Below are 24538 nucleotides of genomic sequence, written 5' to 3'. Positions count from 1 at the left end.
GCCGCGCCGCAGGCTGGCATGCCGCTTGCGCTTCCCGGCCCGCCCCTCCGGCCCGGCCGATGGGGTGGAACCTGCAACCGTGCCGCTCCCCGCGGCGCGCCGGAGACGCATCCTTGCCAGGCAAAGCTTACGCGACGACGAAGAGGCTGGCGGCGGCACTGCTGCTCGCCCTCGCCCTCGCCCTGCCCGCCCTGGCGCAGGAGGTCCGCATCAAGGACATCGCCGATGTCGAGGGCGTGCGCGACAACCAGCTCGTCGGCTACGGCCTGGTGGTCGGGCTTAACGGCACCGGGGATCGGCTGCGCTCGGCGGTGTTCACCCGGCAATCCCTGGTCGGCATGCTGGAACGCCTCGGCGTCAACACGCGGGACAACGAGCGTCAGCTCGACACCCGCAACGTCGCCGCGGTGATGGTCACGGCGAACCTGCCGCCCTTCGCGCGGCCGGGCAGCCGGATCGACATCTCCGTCTCCGCCCTCGGCGACGCGACCAACCTCACCGGCGGAACGCTGCTCGTCACCCCCCTGCTCGGCGCGGATGGGGAGGTCTACGCGGTCGCCCAGGGCGCCGTCGCCACCGGGGCGATCAGTGCGCGCGGCGCCGGCGCCTCGGTCACGCGGGGCGTGCCGACCTCCGGCCGCATCGCCAACGGCGCCATCGTGGAACGCGAAGTCCCCTTCGCCCTGGCCAGCCGCGACCGCGTGCGGCTTTCCCTGCGCAACCCGGACCTGACCACGGCGCGGCGCATCGCCGCCGCCATCAACCGCGCGATGCGCGGGGAAGTCGCGGCGGCGACCGATTCGCGCACCGTCGCCGTCTCCCTCGGCGGCCGCAGCCCCGTCTCCTTCCTCAGCCAGGTCGAGCAATTGCGCGTCACCCCCGACCAGGTGGCGCGCGTCGTCATCGACGAGGCCTCGGGCACCATCGTCATGGGGGCGAATGTCCGCGTCTCCACCGTCGCCATCGCCCAGGGCAACCTGACCATCCGCGTGACCGAAACGCCTCAGGTCAGCCAGCCCAACGCCTTCGCGCAAGGCGAGACGGTGGTGGTGCCGCGCACCCAGGTCGAGGTCGACGACCAGCGCGACCGCCGGCTCGGCATCCTGCCCCGCTCCGTCACGCTCGACGAGCTGGTGCGCGGGCTGAACAGCCTGGGCGTGGGGCCGCGCGACCTCATCACCATCCTGCAGGCGATCAAGGCGGCCGGCGCCCTGCAGGCCGAGCTGGAGGTGCGCTGATGGAGGCCCCCATCCTGCCCCCGGTCCAGCCGCGGGCGCTGGCAGCGCCCGCCGTCGCCGGCAGCGAATCCGCCATGCGCCGCGCCGCCGAGGAGTTCGAGGCCCAGGCCTTCGCCATGCTGCTGCAGCCGATCTTCTCGACAGCGGATCTCTCCCGCAGCCGCTTCGGCGGCGGCGCGGCCGAGGCGCAATGGCAGCCCATGCTCGTCGATGCCTATGCCAAGGCGGCCACCCGGGCCGGAGCCGGCCTCGGCCTCGCCGACATCGTGCTGCGCGAGATGCACCGCATCCGCGCCGCCGCCACCCCCGCCAATACGGAAGGGACCACACCATGATCGATTCGCTCATCCTCGCCGGGCAGCGCCTGGCCGAGGCGCTGCGCGCCGAGAACGAGGCGCTTGCCGCGCTCGACATGCCGCGCGCGGCGCACCTCGCCTCCGGCAAGATGGCCGCCTCGGACGCCTTCGCCGCCGCCTATGCGGCGCAGGCGAAGCACGGGCTCGCACCCGAGGGGCCGGTGCGCGAGGCCGCCGCGATCCTCGCCCGCCGGCTGGAGGAACTCGGGCGGGAGAACCGCCGCCTGCTGGAACGCGCCGTGGCGCTGCAGTCCCGCGTCATCGAGACCATCGCAGGCGCTGCCCTGCCGCGCGCCGCGGCGCCGGGCTATGCGCCGGCCGGACACCGCGCGCCGGCAGCGCGGCCCCCGGCGCTCGCCCTGTCCGCGCGCGTCTGATAGGAGCGGCGCGAGCACGCGACTCGTGCCGAGGCCGCGACGGGCACCCGGTCACGTTGCAAGGCAAGGTGACCGGGGATCCGGAATGCGGCCCGCCGGCAGTCCGGCGAAGCCAGGCAAGCCGGAGGTCTGCGCCCGGCGCCTGAGGGCATGAAGGGGCGGATACCAGCGGTCGCGCATAGCGCCCGCTGGCATGAGTCCGGTGCCGGCCGCGGCAGGCGGCGAATCCCGGCAGGGGTGAGCCCACCCTGGCGGCCGACCGAGCGGCCCCGCCCCTCCGGACCACCCCACCAGGGGCCGAGGGGCCTTCGGAAGCGATTTTCGGCACGCCGCGCCACGGGCTGTCCGAATCTTTCCGCCGCGCGCAGGCGCAGGGGCAGGTCCCGCGCAGGCAAGCCGGCGGGCTGCCCAGCGCACCGCCGAGGGGGAGCGGGCCCCTTCGCCCGCCCCCGTGCGGGCTTGCTGCGCTGCACATAGAGGGGCAGTTTGCCGGAGTGATCGCCCTCCTCCGCCGCCATGCCAGCCTGATGGTCATCGCGGCCATCGGAGCTGCCGCCGCGGCCGCGCTCTGGCAGAAGCGCGGCAGCGGCGCGGTCTTCGAGGCCCTGACCCATGCATGGGACCTCTTTCTCTTCATCGCGCCGTCGCTGCTCGCCGGGCTGCTGCTCGCCGGCGCCCTGCGCCAGCTGATCTCCCCCGGCGCGCTGGCGCGCTGGATGGGGGCCGACAGCGGCTGGTTCGGCCTGGTGGTCGCCACCCTCGCCGGCGCGCTGACGCCGGGCGGGCCGATGGCGGCCTTCCCGCTGGTCCTCGTGCTGGCCGGCGCGGGGGCCGACCGCGGCGCGCTCGTCGCCTATATCCTGAGCTGGGGGCTCAACGGCTTCCAGCGGCTGCTGATCTACGAGGTGCCGCTGCTCGGCCCCGAATTCACCATCATGCGTGTCCTCGTCACGGCCTGGATGCCGATCATCGCCGGCTGGGGCGCGCGGCGCATCCCGATCGCCTGGGAGCCGACGCGGTGACGGGGGCACAGGCCTTCCTCTGGGTCCTGGCGCTGGTCGCCATGGGGCTCTGCGCCCGCCGTGGCGCCATCCCGGCCCGCAAGGCGGTGGCCGAGACCGGCCAGAGCCTGGCGAAGATCCTGCCCCTCTTCGCCGTCGCCCTGCCGATGGCGGCCTTCCTGGCCGAACTCGTCCCCGCCGATGCGGCGAGCGCCTGGATCGGGCCGGAATCGGGGCTGTCCGGCATCGCGGTCGGCGCCGTCGCCGGCGGCTTCATGCCCGGCGGGCCCTTCGTCACCTTTCCCCTGGTGATCGCCTTCGCCAAGGCCGGCGCCGGCGTGCCGCAGATGACGGCGCTGGTCACCGGCTGGGCGATCTACGGCATCCACCGCATCATCACCTGGGAGTACCCGGTGCTGGGCTGGCGCTTCGTCGCGCTGCGCATGCTGGCCGGGCTGCCGCTGCCGATCCTGGCCGGCGTGCTCGCGGAACTCATCGACGTCGTGGTGCCGATCACCCTCGGCCGCCCCTGACGCTGGCGCGCGCGCCCGGCATCGGGCATGACGCGCGGCGATGGAGCACCCCGAGAACGATCCGACCTGGGCCGCTTTGCTCGCCGCGCGGGACGGCGCGCCGGTGCCGGACGAGGGCGCGCTCGCCCCGCTCTTCGCGCCGCTGCTGGCGCCGGCCGCGGCGCCGGACGGCTGCCGCGTGGTCGGGCGCCTGGCGCAGACGCTGGACGGACGGATCGCCACCGCCTCCGGCAGCAGCCAATGGATCGGCGGGCGCGGCGACATCCTGCACACCCACCGGCTGCGCGCCCTCTGCCATGCCCTCGTGGTCGGTGCCGGCACGGTGCGCCACGACAACCCGCGCCTGACCACCCGCGAGGTGCCCGGCCCCCACCCGATCCGCGTCGTGATCGACACCGACCGCCGCCTCTCCAGCGACTACGGCGTCTTCCGCGAAGGCCCGCCGACCCTGCTCGCCTGCGCCGAGGACGCGCGCGGCAACGACCGCCACGGCACGGCCGAGGTGCTGCGCCTGCCCCGTGCGGCGGCCGGCGGCATCGCGCCGGAGGCGCTGCTGCGCGCCCTCGCCGCGCGCGGCCTGACGCGCATCTTCGTCGAGGGCGGCGGCGTGACCGTCTCCCGCTTCCTCGCCGCCGGCTGCCTCGACCGGCTGCATGTCACGGTGGCGCCGGTGCTGCTTGGCTCCGGCATCCCGGCCTTCACCCTGCCGGAGGTGCCGCGCATCGCCGACGGGCTGCGGTTCTCCTGGCGGGTGCACGAGATACCGCCCGACATCCTGCTCGACATTCCGCTCGATCGCGCGAGGCCGGGGGCATGAAGAAAGCAAGGGCGGGGGAGGGAACTCCCCCGCGCCCCCTGCTTTTTTTGTCTGTCGGCAAGGCGGCGCGGCGACAGGGGCGCAGCCCATGGCGATAGACGCGAAGGCGCTCTGGACCATTGCGACGAACCGGTGCGAGCTGCGCGGGGAGACGCTGCCCGAACGCCAGGCCGACCAGGCGCTGGTCCGTACGCTCGCCACCGGCATCTCGCGCGGGACCGAACGGCTCGTCCTCGCGGGGCGCGTGCCGGAAAGCCAGCACGCGGCGATGCGCTGCCCGCTGCAGGCCGGGAACTTCCCCTTCCCGGTGAAGTACGGCTACAGCGCGGTCGGCATCGTCGAGGACGGGCCCGACAACCTCCTCGGTCGCCGCATCTTCTGCCTGCATCCGCACCAGGACCGCTTCCTTGCCCCCGCCGCGATGTGCATCCCCGTGCCGGATGCGGTGCCCACCCATCGCGCCATCCTCGCCGCCAACATGGAAACCGCGCTGAACGTGATGTGGGACGCGCGGCCACTCGCCGGCGAGCGCGCCCTCGTCATCGGCGCCGGCGTGGTCGGGCTGCTCGTCGCAGCCCTGCTCGCCCGAATGCCGGGGCTCGAAACCGTGGTCTGCGACCTCGACCCCAGCCGCCGCGCCGTCGTCGAATCCCTCGGCGCCGCCTTCGCCGCACCGGAGGACGCGCCGGACAACCGCGACCTCATCATCCATGCCAGCGCGAACCCCGCCGGGCTGCGCCGCGCCCTGGAGCTCTGCGCCTTCGAGGCCCGCATCGTCGAGGCCTCCTGGTTCGGCACGCGGGAGGCGACGCTGCCCCTCGGCGAGGCCTTCCATGCCAAGCGCCTGTCGATCCTCTCCACCCAGGTCGGCGCCGTCGCACCCGCCATGCGCGGCCGCCGCACCCATGGGGAGCGCATGGCGCTGGCCCTCTCGCTGCTGGCCGATGACCGGCTCGACGCGCTGGTGGGACCGCCGACGCGCTTCGACGACCTGCCCATGGCGATGCCCCGCCTGCTCGACCCGCCGCCGGACGAGGCGCCGCCGCTCTGCCCGCTTGTCACCTACGGGTGAGGCCACGGGGCGCTCTCCCGTGAGCAGCGCGCGCCCCACACACAAACAGGGTAATGCCGGCGGCACGAGTTCCTGACTCGTGCCGAGGCCGCGACGGGCACCCAGTCACGTTGCCTTGCAACGTGACTGGGGATCCGGAATGCGGCCCGCCGGCAGTCCGGCGAAGCCAAGCAAGCCGGAGGTTTGTGCCCGGCGCCTGAGGGCACGAAAAGGCGGATACCAGCGGCCGCTGGCATAGGTCCCCGGCCCGGCCGGTGGAGCCTTCGGACCTCGGGCAGCGACCCGGCGCGCGCCGTGATCGCCTCCTCCCGCGGATGACGCGCGACGGCCCGGCCGCTACAAGGGCGGCATGTACAGCCTGACCGTCGTCGACCACGTGATGATCGCCCATTCCTTCCGCGGGGAGGAATTCGGGCCGGCGCAGCGCCTGCACGGCGCCACCTTCGTGGTGGAGGCGGAATTCCGAGCCCCCAAACTCGACCGCCTGAACCTGCTGGTGGACATCGCCGCAGCGAAGGTCGAGCTGCGCCGCATCCTCGACGGCTTCGACTACCGCAACCTGGACGCCGAACCGCAATTCGCCGGCGAGAACACGACCACCGAGTTCCTCTGCGCCCATATCCACAAGCTGCTCTCGGCGGCGCTGGCGGAGGGCCGGCTCGGCGAGGGCGGCCGCGCCGTCACCGGCCTCAAGGTGCTGCTGCGCGAAAGCCACGTCGCCTGGGCGGCCTATGAAGGGGCGCCTTCCGCGTGAGCATCCACTTTCTGGTCCCCGGCCCCTTCGACGCGATCTCGGGCGGCTACATCTACGACCGGCGCATGGTCGAAGGGCTGCGCGCCCTCGGCGAGACGGTCGAGGTGGTGGAGCTGCCCGGCCTGCACCCTGCGCCCGACGAGGCAGCCGAGGCCGGCGCGCGCGCCGCGCTGCAGGACCTGCCGGCCGATGCGCGCATCGTCCTCGACGGGCTCGGCCTGCCCGCCTTCCTGCCGCTGGCGCAGGACCTCGCCGCACGCAGGGCGGTGGCGCTGATCCACCACCCGACCGCGCTCGAGCACGGCTTCCCCGATGCCTCGCGCACCGTGCTGAAGGCGAAGGAGCGCGCGCTCTTCACCGCCTGCGCGCGGCTGATCTGCACCTCTCCACTGACGGCCCGACGCCTGCCGGAGGAATTCGGCGCCGACCCGGGCCGCATCGGCGTGGTCGAGCCCGGCACCGATCCGGCGCCGCGCGCGATCGGCTCGGGCGGACCAGCCTGCGCCATCCTCAGCGTCGGCACGCTGGTGCCGCGCAAGGGGCATGACGTGCTGCTGCGCGCCCTGGCGCGGCTGTCCGACCTCGAATGGACGCTCACCATCGTCGGCGACGAGCGCCGCGACCCGGCGCATGCCCATGGCCTGCGCGCGCTGGCCGAGGAGCTCGGCATCGCCGCCCGCGTCACCTTCGCCGGCGAGGTGGCGGGCGAGGCGCTGGAGGCGCTGTACCACCGCGCCGACCTGTTTGCCCTGGCCACGAAATGGGAAGGCTACGGCATGGCCGCGGCCGAGGCGATGGCGCGCGGCCTGCCGCTCGCCATCACCGCCGGCGGCGCGATCGCCGAGGTCGTCGCCCCAGGCTCGGCCATCATCTCCCCGGTGGATGACGTGATGTCGCTCTCCAAGGGCATGCGCCGGCCGATCTTCGACGCCGAGCTGCGTGCCGAGATGGCCGAGGCCTCCTGGCAGGGCGGCCAGCGCCTGCCGCGCTGGTCGGATCGCGCAGCGGCCTTCCGCGCCGAGCTCGACAAGGCCGCTGCCTGATGACGGAGGAGTTCGACGGCGACTGGCTCGACCTGCGCGAACCCTACGACGCCGCCGCGCGCGACGCCGGGCTGGCGGAGATGCTCGCCGCCGCCCTGCCCGCCCGGCCGCGCATCCTCGACCTCGGTGCCGGCACCGGCAGCCTGCTGCGCTGGCTCGGCCACTGGATCGGCCGCGCCCAGGCCTGGACGCTGGTCGATGCCGATGCCGAGCTTGCTGACCGCGCCTTCGGGACCATCGCCGACCGCGCCGACTCCGTCGGCTGGACCGCGACCTTCCCGGGACGCAAGACGCTGCTGGTCCATGCGCCGGGCGGCGCCTGGCGGGTCGAGGCGCTGATCGCCGACCTCGCCGAGGCGCCGGACAACCTGCCGCTCGACCGCGTGGACGCGGTGGTGAACTCGGCGCTGTGCGACCTGGTCTCGCGCGACTGGGTCGAGCGCGTTGCCGCCGCCTGCGCCGCCCACCGCCTTCCCTTCTACGCCGCGCTGAACGTGACCGGGCGCGACCGCTTCGCCCCGCCCCATCCGGCCGATGCGCTGGTCGCCCGCGGCTTCCGCCGCGACCAGCGCCGGGACAAGGGTTTCGGCGGCGCGGCGCTCGGCCCCGCCGCGCCGGCCGCGATCGCGGCGGCCTTCGCGGCCCATGGCTACGCGGTGCATGTCGCGCCGTCCGACTGGGTCGTGGACCGCCGCTCCGGGCTCTTCGCGCGAGAGGTCGCGACCGGCCACGCCGCCGCGGCCCTGGCATGGGAACGGCGCGACGCCGCGGCGATCGAGGACTGGATCGCCGCGCGTCGTGAACAGGCCATGAACAAATCTCTCTCGATCCGAATCGGCCACCGGGACATCCTTGCCCTGCCGCCGGGCTAGGTCAGATCCCGATCAGGTGGAGTCACCCGATCGGGTGAAGATGCCCGCGAAGACAGGAATCTAGAGTGCTCGCCGTGAGCCGAGGCGAACGGCAACCGCTGCAGGGAAGGAAGGCCGACATGTCCGATGCCAAGCATCCCATCGCCGTCGTCGCCGCCGAGATGCCGCCGCGCGCAAGGCCATCCGGCTATCCGCAGGATCTCGTCGAGAAGATCGGCGGGCGGGTGAAGACCGTGCTGGGCGATGTCTTCGGCCTGAGGAATTTCGGCGTGAACCTGACGCGGCTGCCGCCCGGTTCCGCCTCCGCCCTGCGCCATGCGCACGAGAAGCAGGACGAGTTCGTCTACATCCTCGAAGGCGAATGCCTGCTGGTGACCGATGCCGGCGGGACGCCGATGAGGGCGGGCATGTGTGCCGGCTTCCGCGCCGGCACCGGAGACGCGCATCACCTGGTGAACCGCGGCACGGCCGACTGCGTCTACATCGAGGTCGGCGACCGCACGCCGTTCGAGAAGGTGGACTACCCGGACGACGACCTGATGATCCTGCCCGGCCCGGACGGGAAAAGCGTCTACTACCGCAAGGATGGAACGCCCGTTTTCTGAAGGAGGGCCCCGAATGCCCCTGCTGCTCGGCTGCATTGCCGATGATTTCACCGGCGCCACCGACCTCGCCAACACGCTGGTGAAGGGCGGCATGTCGGCCGTGCAGGTGATCGGCGTGCCGGATGGCCCGCTGCCCGAGGCGGATGCCGTCATCGTCGCGCTCAAGATCCGCACCGTGCCGGCGGCCGACGCCGTCGCTCAGTCCCTCGCCGCCTGCGACGCGCTGACCGCGGCGGGGGCGAGGCAGTTGTTCTGGAAATACTGCTCGACCTTCGACAGCACGGATGCGGGCAATATCGGGCCGGTCGCCGATGCGCTGCTGAAGCGGCTCGGCTCCGGCTTCGCCATCGCCTGCCCGGCCTTCCCGACCAATGGGCGGACCATCTATCTCGGCCACCTTTTCGTCGGCGGTGCGCTGCTGAACGAGAGCGGCATGGAGCACCATCCCCTCACGCCCATGACGGATGCCAACCTGGTGCGCGTGCTGTCGCGCCAGACCGAGGGTGGCGTCGGCCTGGTGCCCTTCGGCGCCGTCGAGCAGGGTGCGGCGGAGATCCGGCGGCAGATGACGCGGCTGGCGGAATCCGGCCGCCGCTACGCCATCGTCGATGCGGTGACCGATGCGCATCTCATGGCGATCGGCGAGGCGGTGCAGCCGCATGCGCTCGTCACCGGCGGATCCGGCGTGGCGATGGGCCTGCCGGAGAATTTCCGCCGCGCCGGCCTGCTGCCGGAGCGTGCGGATGCCGATGCGCTGCCGCCGATGAAGGGTGCGGCGGCGGTGGTCGCGGGGTCCTGTTCCCGGGCGACGCTCGGGCAGATCGGCCTCGCGCGCGACCATGTGCCGGTGCTGGAACTCGATGCGCTCGCCACCCCCGATGCCGCCGCCATGGCGGCGCAGGCGCTGGCTTGGGTGGACGGCAAGCTGGAAGCCGCGCGCCCCGTCGTCATTGCCGCCAGCGCGACGCCGGAAAAGGTCGCGGCGCTGCAGGCGAAGCTCGGCCGCGACGCCGCCGGCGCGCTGGTGGAGGACGCCGTCGCCACCATCGCCGAGGGCCTCGTCGCGCGCGGCGTCGGCCGGCTGGTGGTCGCCGGCGGCGAGACCTCCGGCGCCGTGGTGCAGCGCCTCGGCGTGACGTCGCTGCGCATCGGGCCGGAGATCGACCCCGGCGTGCCCTGGACCTTCGCCGCGCCGCGCGGCATCCACCTCGCGCTCAAGTCAGGCAATTTCGGCGCGCGCGACTTCTTCCTGAAGGCGTTCGGCCATGACTGAGGCGGCGCTGCGCGAACAACTCGCGATGCTCGGCGCCTCGCTGTTCCAGCGGGGCTATTCGGTCGGCACGGCGGGCAACATCTCCGTGCGCCTGCCGGACGGCTATCTGATGACGCCGACCAATTCCTGCCTCGGGCGGCTCGATCCCGCGCGCATCAGCAAGCTGGCGCCGGACTGGACGCATCTCGGCGGCGACAAGCCCTCGAAGGAGGTCTTCATGCACCGCGCCGTGCTGACCGCACGGCCCGAGGCCGGCGCCGTGGTGCATCTGCATTCCACCTACGCCACCGCCATCGGCTGCCTCGCCGAACCCGGCGAGACCGCGCCGATCCCGCCGCTGACGCCCTATTTCGTCATGCGCGTCGGGCGGTCACTGCCGGTGATCCGCTACTACCGCCCGGGCGATGCGGCGATGGAATCCGACATCCACGAGGCCGCCAAGGGCGCCAAGGCCGTGCTGCTCGCCAATCACGGCCCGGTGGTGTCCGGGAAGACGCTGGCGGACGCGGTGCATGCGGCGGAGGAGCTCGAGGAATCCGCCCGCCTCGCCCTGCTGCTGCGCGGCGCGGGCGCCCGCACGCTGACGCCCGCGCAGGTCGACGACCTGCTCGCCACCTTCGGCTGAGGCGCCGGCGGCGATGTGGATCATGATCGCCGCGCCCTACAGCTCCGGCGGCGCGGATGCGGCGGTCCGGGCCGCGCGCCTCGCCGAGATGAACCGCGCCGCGCTGGCGGTCTTCCGGCTCGGGCATGTGCCGCTGATCGGCGTGAACATGGCCCTGCCCGTCATCGCCGCCGCCGAGGGCGACGCCTTCGAGGAGGTGATGATGCCGCTCTCCCTCGCGCTGACCGAACGCTGCGACGCCATCCTGCGCATCGGCGGCCCCAGTGCCGGCGCGGATGCCGAGGTCGCCCGCTTCCGCGCCGCCGGCCGCCCGGTCTTCCACGCGATCGAGGAGATCCCGCCCTGCCCCTGACCCTCGCCCTCGTCGCGCATGACCGGATGAAGCCGGCGCTGGCCGAATGGGTGGCGCGGCATGCGGCGCAGCTTGCCCCGCATGCGCTGGTCTGCACCGCGACGACCGGCGGCGTGATCCGCCGGCATGCGCCGGACCTGCCGATCCGCCTGGTGAAGTCCGGTCCGCTCGGCGGCGACCAGCAGATCGGCGGCATGATCGCGGAGGGCGAGATCCACGCCCTGATCTTCTTCCCCGACCCGCTCGCGCCCCAGGCCCACGACGTGGACGTGAAGGCGCTGCTGCGCATCGCCCTGGTCTACGACATCCCCGCGGCGTTCAGCCCGGCGACGGCGGACCTGCTGGTGGCAGGCGGGCTGCTCGCGCGCGGCTGATCGATGCCGCCGAGCCTTGCTGCCGAATTGTCGGCGGCGAGGCGCGGCGGAATCGCGCGCAGGGTTGGTGTGGCGGCTGCGCGCAAAGCAAGGCACTCATACCGAGTCAGCCGAAAGGCTGGCCGGTCTGGCGCCGCGATCACGGCAGCATCTTCCCCGGGTTCATCACCCCGCGCGGATCGATCGCCCCCTTGATCGCCCGCATCAGCTCGAGCGCCACCGGGTCCTTGTGCGTCGCCATCGCATGCCGCTTGGACTGGCCGATGCCGTGCTCGGCCGAGAAGGACCCGCCGAGGTCCACGGCGATGGCGTTCACCACCTCCTCCGCCCCGCGCGCGCGGAGGTTCCAGGTTTCGCGGTCCACGCCCGGCGGCGCGCGCAGGCTGACATGGATGTTGCCGTCCCCCGCATGGCCGAGGGCGAGCAGCCGCCCCTCCGGCCAGCGCTCGGCGAGCGCCGCCGCGATGCGTTCGAGGAAGCGCGGCACGGCGGAGACCGGCACCGCGGTGTCGGTATTGATCGCCGGCCCCTCCTGCCGCGCCAGCTCGGGATAATCCTCCCGGATGCGCCAGAAATTGGCGCGCTGCGCCTCGCTCTCGGCGAAGGCGGCATCGGTCGCCTCGCCCGCCTCCATCGCCGCGCCCAGAGCGTCCTCCAGCATCTCGCGCAACGGCACGGCAGGATGCGCGGCGGCGAGTTCGACCATCACGTACCAGGGGCTTTCCAGCGGCAGCGGGACACGGATGCCGTTCGCCGCGCCGCGGCGTTCCACGATGTCCATGCAGTCGCGGATGATCAGCTCGAAGGCGATCACCTCCGCCCCGCTGCCCAGCACGCGCGACAGCAGCGACAGCGCCGCATCGGGCGTGGGCACCGCGACGAAGGCCGTCTCCACCCGCTTCAACGCCGGCACCAGGCGCAGCGCCGCGGCGGTGATGACGCCGAGCGTCCCCTCCCCGCCCAGGAACAGGTGGCGCAGGGCGTAGCCGGAATTGTCCTTGCGCACGCGGCGCAGGTCATTGAGCACGCGGCCGTCGGGCAGCACCACCTCCAGCCCCATCACCAGGTCGCGCGCATTGCCCCAGCGGATGGTGCGGATGCCGCCCGCATTGGTGGAAAGCGCACCGCCCACCATCGCCGAGCCCTGCGCCCCCAGGAGAGCGGGAACAGCCGGTCCACCGCGGCCGCCGCCTGCTGCACGTTCTGGATGATGCAGCCGGCCTCGGCGACCAGGGAGAAGTCGCGCGCATCGACGTCGCGGATGCGGTTCATGCGTTCGAGGCTCAGCACCACGGCGGGCGGGCCGTTCTCCGGCACCACGGCGCCGCCGCACAGGCTGGTGCGCCCGCCCGCCGGCACGATGGCGAGCTCCGCCGCGGCGCAGGCGCGCACGGCGGCGGCGACCTCCTCCGTGTTGCCGGGGCGCAGCACCGCGCGCGGCACGCCGCGCCAGGCCCCCCGCCAGTCCACGGCATAGGGCGCGAGATCGTCGGAATCGGTGAGGACATTCCTGGGGCCGAGCGTTGCGGCCAGGTTGGCAAGCGTTTCCATGGGGCAATCATGCCCCCGCCGCCGGGCGCGTCAAACCGGCAGGTAGCCGATCAGGTCCTCGGCGCGCATCACCTCGCAGTAGATGCGGTTGATGATTTCGAGCTCGCGCGTGTGCAACTCCATCGTGCCCGCCGCGCAGCCATCCTCCACCACGATCACGTCGAAGGATTAATCGGCCAGCGAGCGCACCGTCGAGCTCACGCACTGGTCGGTGAAGATGCCGGTGCAGACGACATGGGTGACGCCCATGTTGTGCAGCATCAGCCGCAGGTTGGTGCCGGTCAGGGCGGAATCGGTGGTCTTGGTCACCACCACCTCGCCGGGATGCGGCGCGAGCTGCGGCACGACCTGGGAGGCATCGGACCAGGCCGGCAGGAACAGGTTGTTCCAGCCCGGCTTCTTCTGGCTGAGCGAGCGGTCGGCGCCATCCGGCGTCAGGCAGGCGATGCGCGCGAAGAAGACCGGGTTGCGGCCGGCGCGGAAGCGGTCGATCAGCCGGGCGATGGTCGGGATGACGACGCCGTGCATGCGTTCGTGGAAGGGCGCCCAGGCTTCCTCCCGGGCGCGCTCGGCAGGCGGCAGCGTCGCCGGGTCGGGCCGCGCGAGGTAGGTGTTCTGCACGTCGATCACCAGCAGCGCGACCTTGCCCTGCACGAGGACCGGGTCCGCCGCCTCCGGCGCGCCGTCGTAGTAGAAGGACCGCCAGGCGGTCTTCCAGCCGGTCATCAGAGCTTTTCCGGGTACATGGCCGCGATCGCCTCCGCGCTGGCGGCGATGCGGCCGCGCTCGGTGATCAGCCCGGTCACCAGCCGCGCCGGCGTCACGTCGAAGGCCGGGTTGGCGGCCGGGCTGCCGGCGGCGGCGACGCGGATGGTCTCGATCCGGCCATCGGCCGTGCGCCCGGTCAGGTCGGTGACCTCGGCCTGGCTGCGCTCCTCGATCGGGATTTCGGCGACGCCGTCGGCGACGCGCATGTCGAGCGTCGAATGCGGCAGCGCCACCCAGAAGGGCACGCCATTGTCCTTCGCCGCCAGCGCCTTGAGGTAGGTGCCGATCTTGTTGGCGACATCGCCGGTGCGCGTCACCCGGTCGGTGCCGACGATGACGATATCGACCTCGCCATGCTGCATCAGGTGTCCGCCGGCATTGTCGGCGACGACGGTGTGGTTCACGCCATGGGCGCCGAGTTCGAAGGCGGTCAGCGCCGCGCCCTGGTTGCGCGGGCGGGTCTCGTCCACCCAGACATGCACGGGCAGGCCGGCATCGTGCGCCATGTAGATCGGCGCCAGGGCGGTGCCCCAGTCGACCGTCGCGAGCCAGCCGGCATTGCAGTGCGTCAGCACGTTCACCGGGGCGCCGGGCTTCCTCGCCGCGATCTCCTGCAGCAGCGGCAGGCCGTGGCGGCCGATCGCCTCGCAGGTGGCGGCATCGTCGTCGGCGATGGCGGCGGCCTCGGCATAGGCGGCGGCGGCGCGCGCTTCCGGCGGCAGGTTGCGCAGCGCGGCGAGCATGCGCTCGATCGCCCAGCGCAGGTTGATCGCGGTCGGGCGCGTCTCGGCCAGCATGGCGCAGACCGGTTCCAGCGCCGCCGGGTCGCGCCGCATCGCCAGCGCCACGCCATAGGCCGCCGTCGCGCCGATCAGCGGCGCGCCGCGCGTCTGCATGGAGCGGATGGCGTGCGCGACCTCGTCCTCATGCGTCAGGCGCAGCCATTCGACCTGCCAGGGCAGCCTGGTCTGGTCGAGGATGCGCACGGACCAGCCATCGGCAAGGTCCACGCGCACGCTGCGGTGCCAGGTGCCGTCGATCCTCATGCCTGCTCCTCCGCCATCACATCCTGGGGCGGCCGCCGCAGGGAGGGCGGCGCCGCCGGGCCGCGGCCCAGCCGCAGCACGAAATCCGGCCGCCTGTCCCCCAAACCGGCGAGCGCCGCAAGGGCCGGGCGCATGGCCGCCACCTCGACCGGCTGGTTGACCCATGACGTGGCGAGGCCGAGCGCCGTGGCGCGCAGGCAGAGGCGCTGCGCCGCGCGCCCCGCCGCCACCCAGCCGCGCGGACCGGCCTCGGCGGCGGCAAGCACGGCGAAGGCGGGCGTGGCATCGAGCAGCCGCGCCAGCCGCCGCGTCTCCGCCGCCTCGGTGAAGACGAGGGGGAAGATGCGCCGGCCGATCGCCTCCGGCACCGCGGGATTGCCCATGCTGCCGGCGAAGAGCCCGTCCCGCCGCGCCAGCGCCGCGGCATGGCTGAAGCGGATCCAGGAGAGCAGCTCCGCGACGAAGGCGGCATCGCGGATCTGCGCGCGGTTCGCCGCGATGATCAGCTCGGCGAGCGTGGCACGCGCTGCCGGGGCGCTGACCAGCACGAGGCCGACTGCGGGATCGGCGCCGCCGGCCTGCTCAAGCGAAGCGAGGTCCGCGGCGGGCAGCGGCGCGGGATCGAAGGGCAGCCGTGTCGAGTGGCGCCGCGCGATCGCGGCGGCAAGGTCGTTGCCGCGCGCCGGCGCCGGGGAGACGCGCAGGGTCGCGATGCCGGCGCCGTCCACCGCCGCCTCCGCCCGCAGTCCGAGCACCGGAGCGGCCTGCAACATGGTCTCCAGGGCGCAGCCGAGGCTCGCGAAGAGGTGGTGGTCATCGGGATCGACGGCCGGGGTGCGCCGCGCCGGGTCGGGCAGCAGCCGCAGCCCCTCCGCGGCCAGGGCGAAACGCCAGGGCTGGGTGTTGTGGCTGTTGGGGGCGAGGGTGGCGCAGCGGACAAGCTCGCGCAGCAGCGGCGGGGCCATGCGGGGCGGGCGCCAGGTTTCGACGGCAAGACGGTCATAGGCGGCAGCATCGCGGCGGCGCAGCAGCCAGGCGCCGCCACCGGCCAGCGCGGCCAGCCCGCCTGCCCCGATCAGCGCGCGCCGCATCAAAGGGATGCCCGCTCAGATGCGCTGGTGCAGAGCGCAGACCAGGGTGAACAGCCGCCGCGCGGTCTCGAAATCCACCTCCACGCGGCCCTTCAGCCGCTGCTGGAGCAGTTCCGCGCCTTCGTTGTGCAGGCCGCGGCGGCCCATGTCGATCGCCTGGACGCGGCTCTCGGGGCCGCTTTCGGCGACCGCGCGCTCATGCGCCTCGACCACCAGGTGGTAGTCCTTGATCAGCCGGCGGAACGGGCCGAGCGCCAATGCGAGCACGTGCAGCGGCCGGTTGTCGACGTCGCGGATGTCGAGGATCAGCCGCCCCTCGCGCACCGAGACGGCGAGCGCATAGGGCCCCTTCGGCAGGTTCGGCGGGTCGAAGCGGTTGCCGGTGAGCAGATCGGCGATCGCCTGCCGCCGATCGGCCTCGGCGAAGGCGGAAGGCGCCGGCGGCTCCTCCGGCAGTTCGATGCGGACCAGGCGCTGATCAGGCATCGCCCGGCGTCCGGCGCGGCGCCACCGGCGCGGGGACGGGCGCCCCCTGCTCGTCCCCGGTCAGGCCGAGGCGCAGCATCCAGGCGAGCGTCGCGCCCTTCACCGGCCGCAGCAGCAGCGTGCAGACGATGGCGAAGAGCGGCAGCCACACCGCCATATGCAGCCACATCGGCGGCTGCCAGAGCTTCTCCACCCAGAACACCGCCGGCAGCAGCACGTGCCCGGCGATGAGGATGGTGAAATAGGGCGGCGCGTCATCCGCCCGCATGCGGCCGAGCGGCGCATGGCAGGATTCGCATGCATCGACCACGCGCAGATAGCCATTGAACAGCCGCCCCTGGCCGCAGACCGGGCAGCGCCCCATCGCGCCACGCGCCATCGCCGCGCCGATCGGCGGGGGGTTCACAGAAAGGGCGGGCGTTTCGCGCTCCGAGGTCCAGGGCATCGGCGTTCCTTGTCCGGACGCTCGCGGGCGACCGTTTTGTGCAATGCAACATAGAACGCGAGGCCGGTACGGTTCAAGCATTCCGGCACGGGACAGGCTTGAACCCATGGCAGGCCCGGCGTGAAGATGTCTCATGGCCGAACGCATCCTGCTCATCAACCCGAACTCCAGCCAATCCTGCACCGACGGCATCGCCGCGGCGGTCGCGCCCTATGCCGCGCCCGGGCTGCCGCGCCTCGACGTGGTGCGGATCGAGGAAGGGCCGCCCGCCATCGTCACCTGGCGCGACTGGTACGGCATCGCCGAGCCGCTCTGCCGCAGGGTCGAGCGCGAGCCCGCCGACGCCTACATCCTCGCCTGCGTCTCCGACCCCGGGCTGGAGGCGGTGCGGACCGTGACCGACAGGCCGGTCTTCGGCCCGCTGCGCTGCGCCGTGGCGGCGGCGATGATGCGCGGGGAACGCTTCGGCATCGTCGCCTTCACCGACAAGTCCAAGCCGCGCCAGCGCCGCGCCCTCCAGGCGATGGGGGTGGAAAGCCGCCTCGCCGGCACCATCCCGCTGAACCTCGACATGGAGGTGCTGACCGACCCGGTCGCGCCGCGCGCGCGGCTCGCCGAGGCGGCGAAGGACCTGGTCGCGATGGGGGCGGAGAGCGTGATCCTCGGCTGCGCCGGCATGGCCGGCCACCGCAACTTCGCCGAGGAGGCCTGCGGCGTGCCGGTGATCGAGCCCTGCCAGGCGGCGGTCGCGCAGGCCATCCTGGCTGTGGTCGCGGCGCGCGGCGGCAGGGTGCGCCTCGCGGCCGAGTGAGGGCCGAACCGGACGTCCCCGACACACCGCAGGCTGCGTCGCCTTGCGATACGGTGGCCCGGCGGCGGAACACGTTCCGGTCAATTTGCTGGACCCGCAGGCGGGTGGAGGAATACCAATCCTGCGGGAGCACGCAGGCCATGGCACCGGGACCAGCCGGCCCGGCCAGGTGGCTTTCCCGGGTGGCAGCCATCCTGGCCCTGCTGGGCAACACCGCGCAGCTCCATGCGCAGGAGCGCCGCGAGGCCATGACGAAGATCGAACCCGCACTGGCCGATGCGCTTCGCGCGAACACCGATGCCGCCCGCGGCTTCGGCGTGGTCATCACCTTCCACGCGACCGCCGGGGACGGCACCGTGCGGCGGCAGGTTCTGCAACGCCTCGGGATCGCGCCGACCGCGGTCTACGAGGCGATCCCCTCGGCCGCCGCGACGGCGACACCCGCCCAGATCGAGGCACTTGCCGCTACCCCTGAGGTCGCCCTGGTCGAAGTCGACCCGCAGGCCCACATCCTGCCGCGGCCCTGAACGGCCGCCAGAGAGGTCTGGCTTCGCCCCGGCTCCCGGGCAACCACTCTATCCTCTTGTATTCGCGAGCATCTTAACCCGATCAGGTGATACGAGCGGCACGAGTTCCTGACTCGTGCGGAGGCCGCGACGGGCACCCAGTTACCTTGCCTTGCAAGGTGACCGGGGATCGGGAATGCGGCCCGCCAGTGGTCCGGCGAAGCCAGGCAAACCGGAAGTTTGCGCCCGGCGCCCGAGGGCACGAAAGGCCCCAGACCAGCGGTCGCGAATAGCGGCCCTTGGTACCATACCAACGGCCCTTCGGAATGACCGGTGAGGGCGGAATTGGAGGGGCCCTGCCCCTCCAAACCACCCCGCCAAAGGCCCGAGGCCTTTGGAAACCAACATCTGGTGCCGCGCGGTTCAGACAGTCCCATCGTTTCGGAGCGCGTTTCGTGCGCAAGGGCGGGTTTCGGCACTGGTCCTGACAGTGGCGCACGGCGCCAGGTATCGGTTTCCAAAGGCCTTTCGGCCTTTGGTGGGGAGAGCCCGAGAGGGGCAAAGCCCCTCTCGGTTCCACAGGTCAGGCAAACGGCCCATTGGCATGAGTCCACCTGATCGGGATCTGCTCCTCGCGCGATATTCCCGCAGGCCCGGATCCGCGCCGACCCGCCTGCAACGGGCATCATCGCGCCTTCAGGGGGGGTCCGGTCGGGAAGAAGGCCCGCGCGAGCGGCGCGCGGGCCTTCCCGGAACGGTCAGATGCCCTTCTTCGCGACCGCCGGCGCCGGCGCGAAGGCCATCGCCGCGCGATCGACATTCACCCGCCCGTAGCCGAAATTGGAATCCCAGCCGGGCGGGCCGAGGTTGTCCACATGGGCAGCCAGGAGATTCCAGATCTGCTCATTGGTCGCGAAGCGATGAGCCCCCCAGATCACCGCCGCCGCGCCGGCGACATGCGGACAGGCCATGCTGGTCCCGCTCATGGTCCCGTAGCCCCCGCCGCGCGTCGTCGACAGCACGCTCACCCCCGGCGCGCAGAGGTCCACTTCCGCCCCGCGGCTGGAGAAGGAGGCGATGGCATTGCCGGAATCGATGGCCGAGACCGCGATGACGTTGCGGTACTTGGCCGGAAAGCCGACCGTCGAGGCCGCCGGCCCGGAATTGCCGGCCGCCGCCACCAGCAGCAGCCCCTTGGCCCAGGCCGTGTTGCACATGGTCTGCAGCGCGGAGGGCGCGGCGGAGGCCCCGAGGCTCATGCTGACGATGTGCATGCCGTTCTGGATCGCCCAGTCGATGCCCGAGATGATCTGGCTGAAGGCGCCGCTGCCGGTGCTGTCCAGCACCTTCACCCCATAGAGGTAGGCGCTCGGCGCCACGCCCACGACGCCGAGCCCGTTGATCGGGGCGGCGATCGTCCCGGCGCAGTGCGTGCCATGCCCGTGATCGTCCATCGGCGTCGCCGCGCCGGGTACGAAGCTCACCCCGCCGCGGTAGTTCTCGGCCAGGTCCGGGTGCTTGAAGTCGATCCCGGTGTCGAGCACCGCGACGCGCACGCCCTCCCCCTGGGAGGAAGGCCAGGCCTCCCGCGAGCGGATCTGGGAGATCCCGGCCGGGACGGTCTCGGCGAGGACACTTGGCTGGTTCTCGAACTGCAGATGCGCGTACTGGTCCACCCCGATCACGTAGCAGGGCAGGTCTTCCTCCACCTGCGCGACGTTGCCGTTCTTGGAAAGCTGGTCCACCTCCGCCTGGGTCAGCCGGGCGGTGACGATGGGAGCCTCGTACTGGTTGACGTCGTAGCCGATGAGGTCTTCCGGCAGCGCCGGCACCGAGGCGCCGGAGGCCAGCGCCGTGGCGGCGAAGAACTGGGTCTGCATGCCCGACGGCAGCACGCCCTTCACGATCTCCACCTTGTCGGTGCCCTTGTCCGGGCGCTTCTCCTTTGGCTTGAAGGTGACGATGACGGTGCGTCGCGCGTCGTGCTTCTGGGCCATGATCGTTGTCCTCCCGCATCCATGCGCGGCGGAGGCCTCCACCAGGCCTCGGCCGGCGGGGATGTCGGGAAACCCTACATCTCGCCCTTCTTAAGCAGCAATTTGTTTCGACTTCGAACGAGAACGATCACGTGGTCTTGAAACCCGTGATGGCATCCGACCCGCAACCACAACCGAAACTCGAACCGCCGCCGCCGGCCACCCGCACCGCCCCTGCTCCCCGGATGCCGCGCGCCTAGTGTCCCGCCCGCGAAACCTGCCGGATCTCCAGCGAAGGAAGCGGCGATACAGGCCGCTGACAGCAAGAGCCGGCGACGGGAGGAGGAAGCCCGCAGGACCTCGGAACCGGGACACGGGCGCGGCGCCCTTCGTCCGGCCGCCTGCCGATCAGAGGCCCCGGAAGGCCGGCGAAACCTGGTTCGGCATCTCCGGCATCTGCCCCGCGCCGCCGATATCGAGCGGCGCATAGCCCGGCTTCCCGGTCTGGCGCGGCGCATCGGGATCGGCGGCCTCGCGGCGCTGCGTGCCGTCATCGGTCCGCAGGGCGCGATCCACCGCGCGCGCCGCGCGCTGCTCCGTCGTTCCGACCGGCACCGGCGGCGGCAGCGCCTGGACGGGCGCGGGCGAAACCTGCGGTGCCGGCGACTGGCTGCAGGCGCCGGTGAGAAACGCCGCGACCAGGCATGAACGACGCATCATAGGGGGCCTCATCCTCGGTCGGGGGAGCCGAACCTATCCGGCCGGTACGCGGTGACGAGAGCCCCCCTTTCGGGAGAGCCCTCAACGGCCCGGCGGCCACACCGCCGGCGCCTCGCTGCCCACCTGCGCGGTGATTCGGCCATAGGCCTCCGGCCGGCGATGCTTCGCGAAGTTGAAGATGGTGGTGCGGCCGAGTTCGCACATGCCGAGATCGGCCTCCGCCACGATCAGTTCGTCGCCCCAGGAGGTGGCCTGCGCCATGATCTCCCCCTGCGGGTTGACGATGATGGAATGGCCGAACAGCTCGTGCCCGTCCTCCGTCCCCGCCTTCGCCGTCGCCACCGCGAAGCAGGCGTTCTGGTAGCAGCCGGCCTGGATGGTCAGGTGGGAGTGGAAGACCCGCAGGTGGTGCGCCTCGAAGCCGCGATTGTCCATGTTCAGGCTCGGCGTGTTGTAGCCGAGCATGACCAGCTCGACTTGCTGCAGCCCCATCACGCGCCAGGATTCCGGCCAGCGGCGGTCGTTGCAGATCATCATCCCGACATTCACCTCATGGCCCGCGACCGGCGCGCGCACCACGGGGAAGCCGAGGTCGCCCACCTCGAAATATCGCTTCTCGAGGTGCTGGACCTTGCGGATCGGGTCGTAGTCCTTGTGACCCGGCAGGTGGACCTTGCGGTACTTCAGCATCACCTCGCCCTTCGGGTTCACGAAGACGGCGGTGTTGAAGCGATGCCCGTCCGGGGTCTTCTCCGCATAGCCGAGATGGAAGGCGATGCCGTACTTCCGCGCGGCTTCGAAGAGCGGCGCGGTCTCGTTGGAGGGCAGCGCCGTCTCGTACCAGTGGTCGGCCTGGGAGATGTCCTCCTCATACCAGCGCGGGAAGAAGGTGGTCAGCGCGAGTTCCGGGAAGACCACGACCTCGGCGCCGCGCTGATGGGCCTTTTCCATCAGCCGCACCATGCGGCCGACGGCGACGTCGCGCCCTTCCGCCTTCTGGATGGGGCCGAGCTGGGCGGCGGCGAGGACGAGGCTGCGGGTCATGGGCAAGCTCCTGGCTGACGGCAGGCGGGGGGGGCACTGCATGGGTGCCCGCTCTGCCCCCGCTCTATCCAAGCCGGCGTGCGCGGTCGAGGCGGTCCGGCCCGCAATGTCGCGCAAGGGGACCGGATCTGCCCATGGCGCGCGCAGTGATCCGCTTTCGCGGGCGTGGCATTGCCCGTGCCGTCGTCTGGCGAGCATCGTCACATCCAGGGCAGATAACGGCCGGGCGTTCGCCTCGCCCGGTCCCGGTGTCCAGGTTTCGCGCACGGCCACCGCACGAGCCCCTGGCGCCATGCCGCGAAGCCCGCCCGGCTGCGATCTGCTGCGACAGTCATGCGAAGGACCTGCATCGGCTGTCCCGAGAAGGGCGTGCCCCTTGCCCGGGCTCTCCCCGCCAAGGGCTCCACGTGCCGATCCGCGGCAGCAGGCCCCCATCGTCCGAAGGCCCCTCGACGCCAATACCCCAGTCACCGCGGGTCCAGGGGACCATGTCCCGTGGCGGGAGTCCGAGGGGGCAAGGCCCCATGCGCGCGAACATGGGGCGATGAGGGAAGCGGAGAGGGGCGTCGCCCCTCTCCGGACCTCTCCCCACCAAAGGCCGAAGGGCCTTTGGAAACCGTCATCTGGTGTTGGGCACGGCAGGAATTCCGCGGCGAGGCAGGATGCGCCGCGCCATTCTTGCTGCCGGCGGGGCAATCATGCCCGGTACCCCATATCGGCCGGTCCAGGGTGCACCGCACCCTGGCGGGGTGAGGTCCGGAGAGGGGCAGAGCCCCTCTCCAATCAACAGCGCAAATGTTCGCGCGTATGGGGCGGCGCCCCCTCGATGCCCCGCTATCGCGGCTCGATGACCGCATCCCCATGCTTCAGCCGCGCCCGCAGGGCGGCCTCGGCAACCGCCGCCTCCCACGCCTCCAGCAGGTAGTCCGCCAGGTCGTTCGCCGCCCCCTCGGTACGGGTGATGCCGAGCGTCTCCCCGCGCAGCGTCACCACGCGGAAATGGCCGGTCTCCTCGTCGCTCAGCACCTCGATCACGCCACCATGCCCATTTCCCGCGCCTTGATCTGCAGCGCCAGCACCTTCGAGAAGATGCGGCACTGCGCCAGCCCGCCGGCGTGGAACCACAGCCCGGGCTGGCCGGTCGGACGCCACATGCCGTGCAACTCCCCTTCCTCGTCGAAGCCCCAGACCTTGCCGACGCGATCGCCCACCGCATCGCCCAGGATGCGCCGCGCCGCCGCCGCCTGGCCCTCATAGCCGGTCGCCAGCACGATGAGGTCGGCCTGCCTCACGCTGCCATCCTTCATCAATGCTCCTTCCGGTGCGAAGCGGGCGATGTCGTCGAACTGCATCAGGCCGACCCGCCCGTCGATGATCATCTGCGAGCAGCCGGCGTCGAAGTAGTATCCGCCGCCGCGGCTCTGGTACAGGAACTGCCAGCCGGTGGCGTCCTGCCCGAAGGAGAGGCGGAAGCCGCGCTTCTCCAACCCATCGAGCAGCGCCGCGTCGGCATGCCGGTTCATCGCCGTCATGCGCTGGTGGGACCGCCGGTAGACCGGGAAGGGAAAGGAGGTGGCGAGCAGGTCCTTGTCCTCGAAGGGGATCTCCTCGTCGTAGAGCGCGTAGGGCGCCTGCGCTTCCTTGAGGCTGACCACCAGCGAGGGGCGGCGCTGGATGATCGTCACCTCCGCCGCGCCGGACACCACGAGGTCCTGCGCCACGTCGTGCCCCGAGGTGCCGGTGCCGAGCACCAGCGCCCGCTTGCCGGCCCAGTCGAGCCCGCTGCCGTAGGCGCCGGAATGCCGCACCGCGCCCTTGAACTCGCGAAGGCCGGGCAGGTCCGGCATGATCGGAATGGAGCTGACGCCATTGGCCATGACGATGTGGCGCGGGCGCATGACCCGCTCGGTGCCGTCGGCGCGCTTCAGCGTCACGGTCCAGCATTGCGCCGCCTCGTCCCAGGACCCGCCGGTGAGCTCCGTGCCGGTCCAGACGTTCAGCTCCATCGCCTCGGCATAGATCTCGAACCAGTTCGCCAGCATGTCCTTCGGGATGAAGACCGGGAAGGATTTCGGGAACGGCATGTAGGGCAGGTGGTTGACGCGCGTCTCGTTGTGCAGCGTCAGCGCGTGGTAGCGGTTGCGCCAGGAATCCCCGATGCGCGCTTCCCGGTCGACCACCAGCGTATCGACGCCGAGCAGGGACAGCCGCGCCGCTACCGACAGCCCGGCCTGCGCCGCCCCCACCACCAGCACGGCCGGATCGTGGTCGGCATAGGCGCGCGCCTTGTTGCGGCGGTCGAGCCAGTTCTCGCCGCCGAAATTCCGCTTCCAGTCCACATCCTGCCAGCGCTTGCCGTTGGCCGGATCCTCATGGCCGCGGATCTCGTCGAGCGAGGTCGCCAGCGTCCAGGCGCGCGGCTCCCCACCCTCGTTCACCAGGCGCACCACGCCGTTGCAGGGGCCGACCGAGGTCTCGAAGGTGAAGATCGCCTCGATCGCCTCGGTGCCGGCGCGCGTCACGCGGCGCGGCGGGGTGCGATCGGCGGCCAGCGCCACATCGCGCGGCGCCATGCGCGCGAGCGTCGACGCCATGCGCGCCGCGATGGCCTCGGCGCCCGAGGTGGTGCGCAGGTCCCAGGTGAAGGCGAGGATGTCGCGCCAGTGGCACTCCCCGGCGAAGAGCGCGGCGATGCGGGCCGCCTCGCCCGAGGCCAGCACGGCCCCGAAATCGGCGAGCCAGGCCTTCGTTGCGGACTCCGCCGAGGTGCCGGTCAAGATGCCGTCCATGGCGCGTTCTCCT

At 72.2% G+C, this 24538-nt stretch carries 29 protein-coding genes and 1 pseudogene; 17 read left to right on the top strand and 13 right to left on the bottom strand.

The window, feature by feature from the left end; translation table 11 throughout:
• The first annotated feature begins 113 nt into the window (after positions 1-113).
• The 15 genes from GXW74_RS09655 to GXW74_RS09585 all read left to right on the top strand — a co-directional run bounded on the left by GXW74_RS09655 (position 114) and on the right by GXW74_RS09585 (position 11292).
• Positions 114-1238 carry a flagellar basal body P-ring protein FlgI gene (locus tag GXW74_RS09655; protein WP_246523119.1) on the top strand — a complete coding sequence of 375 codons (1125 nt, stop codon included), beginning with the start codon at positions 114-116 and terminating at the stop codon, positions 1236-1238.
• A complete protein-coding gene (locus tag GXW74_RS09650) occupies positions 1238-1573 on the top strand; it encodes a rod-binding protein (RefSeq protein WP_211846277.1) in 336 nt (111 codons plus the stop codon). Before GXW74_RS09655 ends, GXW74_RS09650 begins: the two co-directional genes overlap by 1 nt.
• Complete coding sequence (locus GXW74_RS09645; RefSeq protein WP_211846276.1) at positions 1570-1971, top strand: hypothetical protein; 402 nt, start codon at positions 1570-1572, stop codon at positions 1969-1971. Before GXW74_RS09650 ends, GXW74_RS09645 begins: the two co-directional genes overlap by 4 nt.
• Positions 1972-2465: 494 nt before the next feature.
• On the top strand, positions 2466-2993 hold the full coding sequence (locus GXW74_RS09640; RefSeq protein WP_338148191.1) for a hypothetical protein: 528 nt from the start codon (positions 2466-2468) through the stop codon (positions 2991-2993).
• Positions 2990-3505, top strand: a complete 516-nt coding sequence (locus GXW74_RS09635) for a permease (protein ID WP_211846275.1) — start codon at positions 2990-2992, stop codon at positions 3503-3505. The genes GXW74_RS09640 and GXW74_RS09635 overlap by 4 nt, the downstream gene beginning before the upstream one ends.
• 40 nt (positions 3506-3545) lie before the next feature.
• Positions 3546-4322 (top strand): RibD family protein, encoded by a 777-nt coding sequence (locus GXW74_RS09630; RefSeq protein WP_211846274.1) that lies wholly within the window; start codon positions 3546-3548, stop codon positions 4320-4322.
• A gap of 88 nt (positions 4323-4410) precedes the next feature.
• On the top strand, positions 4411-5394 hold the full coding sequence (locus GXW74_RS09625; RefSeq protein WP_211846273.1) for a zinc-dependent alcohol dehydrogenase: 984 nt from the start codon (positions 4411-4413) through the stop codon (positions 5392-5394).
• A 349-nt stretch (positions 5395-5743) separates the two neighbouring features.
• Positions 5744-6148 carry a 6-pyruvoyl trahydropterin synthase family protein gene (locus GXW74_RS09620; protein ID WP_211846272.1) on the top strand — a complete coding sequence of 135 codons (405 nt, stop codon included), beginning with the start codon at positions 5744-5746 and terminating at the stop codon, positions 6146-6148.
• Positions 6145-7191, top strand: coding sequence for a glycosyltransferase family 4 protein (locus GXW74_RS09615; protein WP_211846271.1), 1047 nt, complete (start codon positions 6145-6147; stop codon positions 7189-7191). Before GXW74_RS09620 ends, GXW74_RS09615 begins: the two co-directional genes overlap by 4 nt.
• Positions 7191-8063 carry a class I SAM-dependent methyltransferase gene (locus GXW74_RS09610; protein ID WP_211846270.1) on the top strand — a complete coding sequence of 291 codons (873 nt, stop codon included), beginning with the start codon at positions 7191-7193 and terminating at the stop codon, positions 8061-8063. The genes GXW74_RS09615 and GXW74_RS09610 overlap by 1 nt, the downstream gene beginning before the upstream one ends.
• Positions 8064-8182: 119 nt before the next feature.
• Positions 8183-8668 (top strand): cupin domain-containing protein, encoded by a 486-nt coding sequence (locus GXW74_RS09605; protein ID WP_211846269.1) that lies wholly within the window; start codon positions 8183-8185, stop codon positions 8666-8668.
• A 13-nt stretch (positions 8669-8681) separates the two neighbouring features.
• Positions 8682-9941 carry a 3-oxo-tetronate kinase gene (gene otnK, locus GXW74_RS09600; RefSeq protein WP_211846268.1) on the top strand — a complete coding sequence of 420 codons (1260 nt, stop codon included), beginning with the start codon at positions 8682-8684 and terminating at the stop codon, positions 9939-9941.
• Entirely contained in the window at positions 9934-10566 is a 633-nt protein-coding gene (otnC, locus tag GXW74_RS09595) for a 3-oxo-tetronate 4-phosphate decarboxylase (RefSeq protein ID WP_211846267.1), read from the top strand. Before otnK ends, otnC begins: the two co-directional genes overlap by 8 nt.
• Before the next feature lie 13 nt (positions 10567-10579).
• Positions 10580-10918, top strand: coding sequence for a DUF1937 family protein (locus GXW74_RS09590; protein ID WP_211846266.1), 339 nt, complete (start codon positions 10580-10582; stop codon positions 10916-10918).
• Positions 10909-11292, top strand: coding sequence for a methylglyoxal synthase (locus GXW74_RS09585; RefSeq protein WP_211846304.1), 384 nt, complete (start codon positions 10909-10911; stop codon positions 11290-11292). Before GXW74_RS09590 ends, GXW74_RS09585 begins: the two co-directional genes overlap by 10 nt.
• 139 nt (positions 11293-11431) lie before the next feature.
• On the opposite strand, the gene GXW74_RS09580 is transcribed toward GXW74_RS09585, so the two are convergent.
• The 8 genes and pseudogenes from GXW74_RS09580 to GXW74_RS09555 all read right to left on the bottom strand — a co-directional run bounded on the left by GXW74_RS09580 (position 11432) and on the right by GXW74_RS09555 (position 16679).
• Positions 11432-12352, bottom strand: a complete 921-nt coding sequence (locus tag GXW74_RS09580; RefSeq protein WP_246523139.1) for an FAD-binding oxidoreductase — start codon at positions 12350-12352, stop codon at positions 11432-11434.
• 21 nt (positions 12353-12373) lie between these two features.
• Positions 12374-12843, bottom strand: a pseudogene (locus tag GXW74_RS27950) (FAD-binding oxidoreductase); the annotation flags it as partial.
• A gap of 30 nt (positions 12844-12873) precedes the next feature.
• Entirely contained in the window at positions 12874-13002 is a 129-nt protein-coding gene (locus tag GXW74_RS28350) for a hypothetical protein (protein WP_272877257.1), read from the bottom strand.
• Between the two features lie 9 nt (positions 13003-13011).
• A complete protein-coding gene (locus tag GXW74_RS09575) occupies positions 13012-13569 on the bottom strand; it encodes a cysteine hydrolase family protein (RefSeq protein WP_246523117.1) in 558 nt (185 codons plus the stop codon).
• Positions 13569-14657, bottom strand: a complete 1089-nt coding sequence (mtnA, locus tag GXW74_RS09570; RefSeq protein ID WP_211846265.1) for an S-methyl-5-thioribose-1-phosphate isomerase — start codon at positions 14655-14657, stop codon at positions 13569-13571. Before mtnA ends, GXW74_RS09575 begins: the two co-directional genes overlap by 1 nt.
• Complete coding sequence (locus GXW74_RS09565) at positions 14654-15748, bottom strand: Acg family FMN-binding oxidoreductase (RefSeq protein WP_211846264.1); 1095 nt, start codon at positions 15746-15748, stop codon at positions 14654-14656. The genes mtnA and GXW74_RS09565 overlap by 4 nt, the downstream gene beginning before the upstream one ends.
• 15 nt (positions 15749-15763) lie before the next feature.
• Positions 15764-16234 (bottom strand): UPF0262 family protein, encoded by a 471-nt coding sequence (locus tag GXW74_RS09560; RefSeq protein ID WP_211846263.1) that lies wholly within the window; start codon positions 16232-16234, stop codon positions 15764-15766.
• Positions 16227-16679, bottom strand: coding sequence for a DUF983 domain-containing protein (locus GXW74_RS09555; protein ID WP_211846262.1), 453 nt, complete (start codon positions 16677-16679; stop codon positions 16227-16229). Before GXW74_RS09555 ends, GXW74_RS09560 begins: the two co-directional genes overlap by 8 nt.
• Positions 16680-16812: 133 nt before the next feature.
• On the opposite strand from GXW74_RS09555, the gene GXW74_RS09550 reads away from it, so the two are divergent.
• On the top strand, positions 16813-17490 hold the full coding sequence (locus GXW74_RS09550) for an aspartate/glutamate racemase family protein (protein WP_211846261.1): 678 nt from the start codon (positions 16813-16815) through the stop codon (positions 17488-17490).
• Between the two features lie 182 nt (positions 17491-17672).
• Entirely contained in the window at positions 17673-18017 is a 345-nt protein-coding gene (locus tag GXW74_RS09545; RefSeq protein WP_211846260.1) for a hypothetical protein, read from the top strand.
• 737 nt (positions 18018-18754) lie between these two features.
• Here GXW74_RS09545 and GXW74_RS09540 read toward each other — a convergent pair.
• The 5 genes from GXW74_RS09540 to GXW74_RS09520 form a co-directional block, all read right to left on the bottom strand.
• The gene (locus GXW74_RS09540) at positions 18755-19993 is read right to left on the bottom strand and encodes a S8 family peptidase (protein ID WP_211846259.1); all 1239 of its coding nucleotides are present in this window, start codon (positions 19991-19993) and stop codon (positions 18755-18757) included.
• Between the two features lie 387 nt (positions 19994-20380).
• Positions 20381-20692, bottom strand: coding sequence for a hypothetical protein (locus GXW74_RS09535; protein WP_211846258.1), 312 nt, complete (start codon positions 20690-20692; stop codon positions 20381-20383).
• A gap of 81 nt (positions 20693-20773) precedes the next feature.
• Positions 20774-21736, bottom strand: a complete 963-nt coding sequence (locus GXW74_RS09530) for an N-carbamoyl-D-amino-acid hydrolase (RefSeq protein ID WP_211846257.1) — start codon at positions 21734-21736, stop codon at positions 20774-20776.
• An 834-nt stretch (positions 21737-22570) separates the two neighbouring features.
• A complete protein-coding gene (locus GXW74_RS09525; protein WP_211846256.1) occupies positions 22571-22771 on the bottom strand; it encodes a hypothetical protein in 201 nt (66 codons plus the stop codon).
• The gene (locus GXW74_RS09520; RefSeq protein WP_211846255.1) at positions 22768-24525 is read right to left on the bottom strand and encodes a flavin-containing monooxygenase; all 1758 of its coding nucleotides are present in this window, start codon (positions 24523-24525) and stop codon (positions 22768-22770) included. Before GXW74_RS09520 ends, GXW74_RS09525 begins: the two co-directional genes overlap by 4 nt.
• Between the last annotated feature and the right edge of the window lie 13 nt (positions 24526-24538).

Origin of the sequence: Neoroseomonas eburnea, from assembly GCF_018129005.1 — a bacterium.
Classification (GTDB): Bacteria; Pseudomonadota; Alphaproteobacteria; order Acetobacterales; family Acetobacteraceae; genus Neoroseomonas; species Neoroseomonas eburnea.
This window is presented reverse-complemented; position numbering and strand designations above follow the sequence as displayed.

Coding starts and splice junctions, on each gene's coding strand:
- GXW74_RS09650 (WP_211846277.1), top strand. CDS start 1,238: ATGGAGGCCCCCATCCTGCCCCCGGTCCAGCCGCGGGCGCTGGCAGCG.
- GXW74_RS09645 (WP_211846276.1), top strand. CDS start 1,570: ATGATCGATTCGCTCATCCTCGCCGGGCAGCGCCTGGCCGAGGCGCTG.
- GXW74_RS09630 (WP_211846274.1), top strand. CDS start 3,546: ATGGAGCACCCCGAGAACGATCCGACCTGGGCCGCTTTGCTCGCCGCG.
- GXW74_RS09625 (WP_211846273.1), top strand. CDS start 4,411: ATGGCGATAGACGCGAAGGCGCTCTGGACCATTGCGACGAACCGGTGC.
- GXW74_RS09620 (WP_211846272.1), top strand. CDS start 5,744: ATGTACAGCCTGACCGTCGTCGACCACGTGATGATCGCCCATTCCTTC.
- GXW74_RS09610 (WP_211846270.1), top strand. CDS start 7,191: ATGACGGAGGAGTTCGACGGCGACTGGCTCGACCTGCGCGAACCCTAC.
- GXW74_RS09605 (WP_211846269.1), top strand. CDS start 8,183: ATGTCCGATGCCAAGCATCCCATCGCCGTCGTCGCCGCCGAGATGCCG.
- otnK (WP_211846268.1), top strand. CDS start 8,682: ATGCCCCTGCTGCTCGGCTGCATTGCCGATGATTTCACCGGCGCCACC.
- otnC (WP_211846267.1), top strand. CDS start 9,934: ATGACTGAGGCGGCGCTGCGCGAACAACTCGCGATGCTCGGCGCCTCG.
- GXW74_RS09590 (WP_211846266.1), top strand. CDS start 10,580: ATGTGGATCATGATCGCCGCGCCCTACAGCTCCGGCGGCGCGGATGCG.
- GXW74_RS09580 (WP_246523139.1), bottom strand. CDS start 12,352: ATGGGGCTGGAGGTGGTGCTGCCCGACGGCCGCGTGCTCAATGACCTG.
- GXW74_RS09575 (WP_246523117.1), bottom strand. CDS start 13,569: ATGACCGGCTGGAAGACCGCCTGGCGGTCCTTCTACTACGACGGCGCG.
- mtnA (WP_211846265.1), bottom strand. CDS start 14,657: ATGAGGATCGACGGCACCTGGCACCGCAGCGTGCGCGTGGACCTTGCC.
- GXW74_RS09565 (WP_211846264.1), bottom strand. CDS start 15,748: ATGCGGCGCGCGCTGATCGGGGCAGGCGGGCTGGCCGCGCTGGCCGGT.
- GXW74_RS09560 (WP_211846263.1), bottom strand. CDS start 16,234: ATGCCTGATCAGCGCCTGGTCCGCATCGAACTGCCGGAGGAGCCGCCG.
- GXW74_RS09555 (WP_211846262.1), bottom strand. CDS start 16,679: ATGCCCTGGACCTCGGAGCGCGAAACGCCCGCCCTTTCTGTGAACCCC.
- GXW74_RS09550 (WP_211846261.1), top strand. CDS start 16,813: ATGGCCGAACGCATCCTGCTCATCAACCCGAACTCCAGCCAATCCTGC.
- GXW74_RS09540 (WP_211846259.1), bottom strand. CDS start 19,993: ATGGCCCAGAAGCACGACGCGCGACGCACCGTCATCGTCACCTTCAAG.
- GXW74_RS09535 (WP_211846258.1), bottom strand. CDS start 20,692: ATGATGCGTCGTTCATGCCTGGTCGCGGCGTTTCTCACCGGCGCCTGC.
- GXW74_RS09530 (WP_211846257.1), bottom strand. CDS start 21,736: ATGACCCGCAGCCTCGTCCTCGCCGCCGCCCAGCTCGGCCCCATCCAG.
- GXW74_RS09520 (WP_211846255.1), bottom strand. CDS start 24,525: ATGGACGGCATCTTGACCGGCACCTCGGCGGAGTCCGCAACGAAGGCC.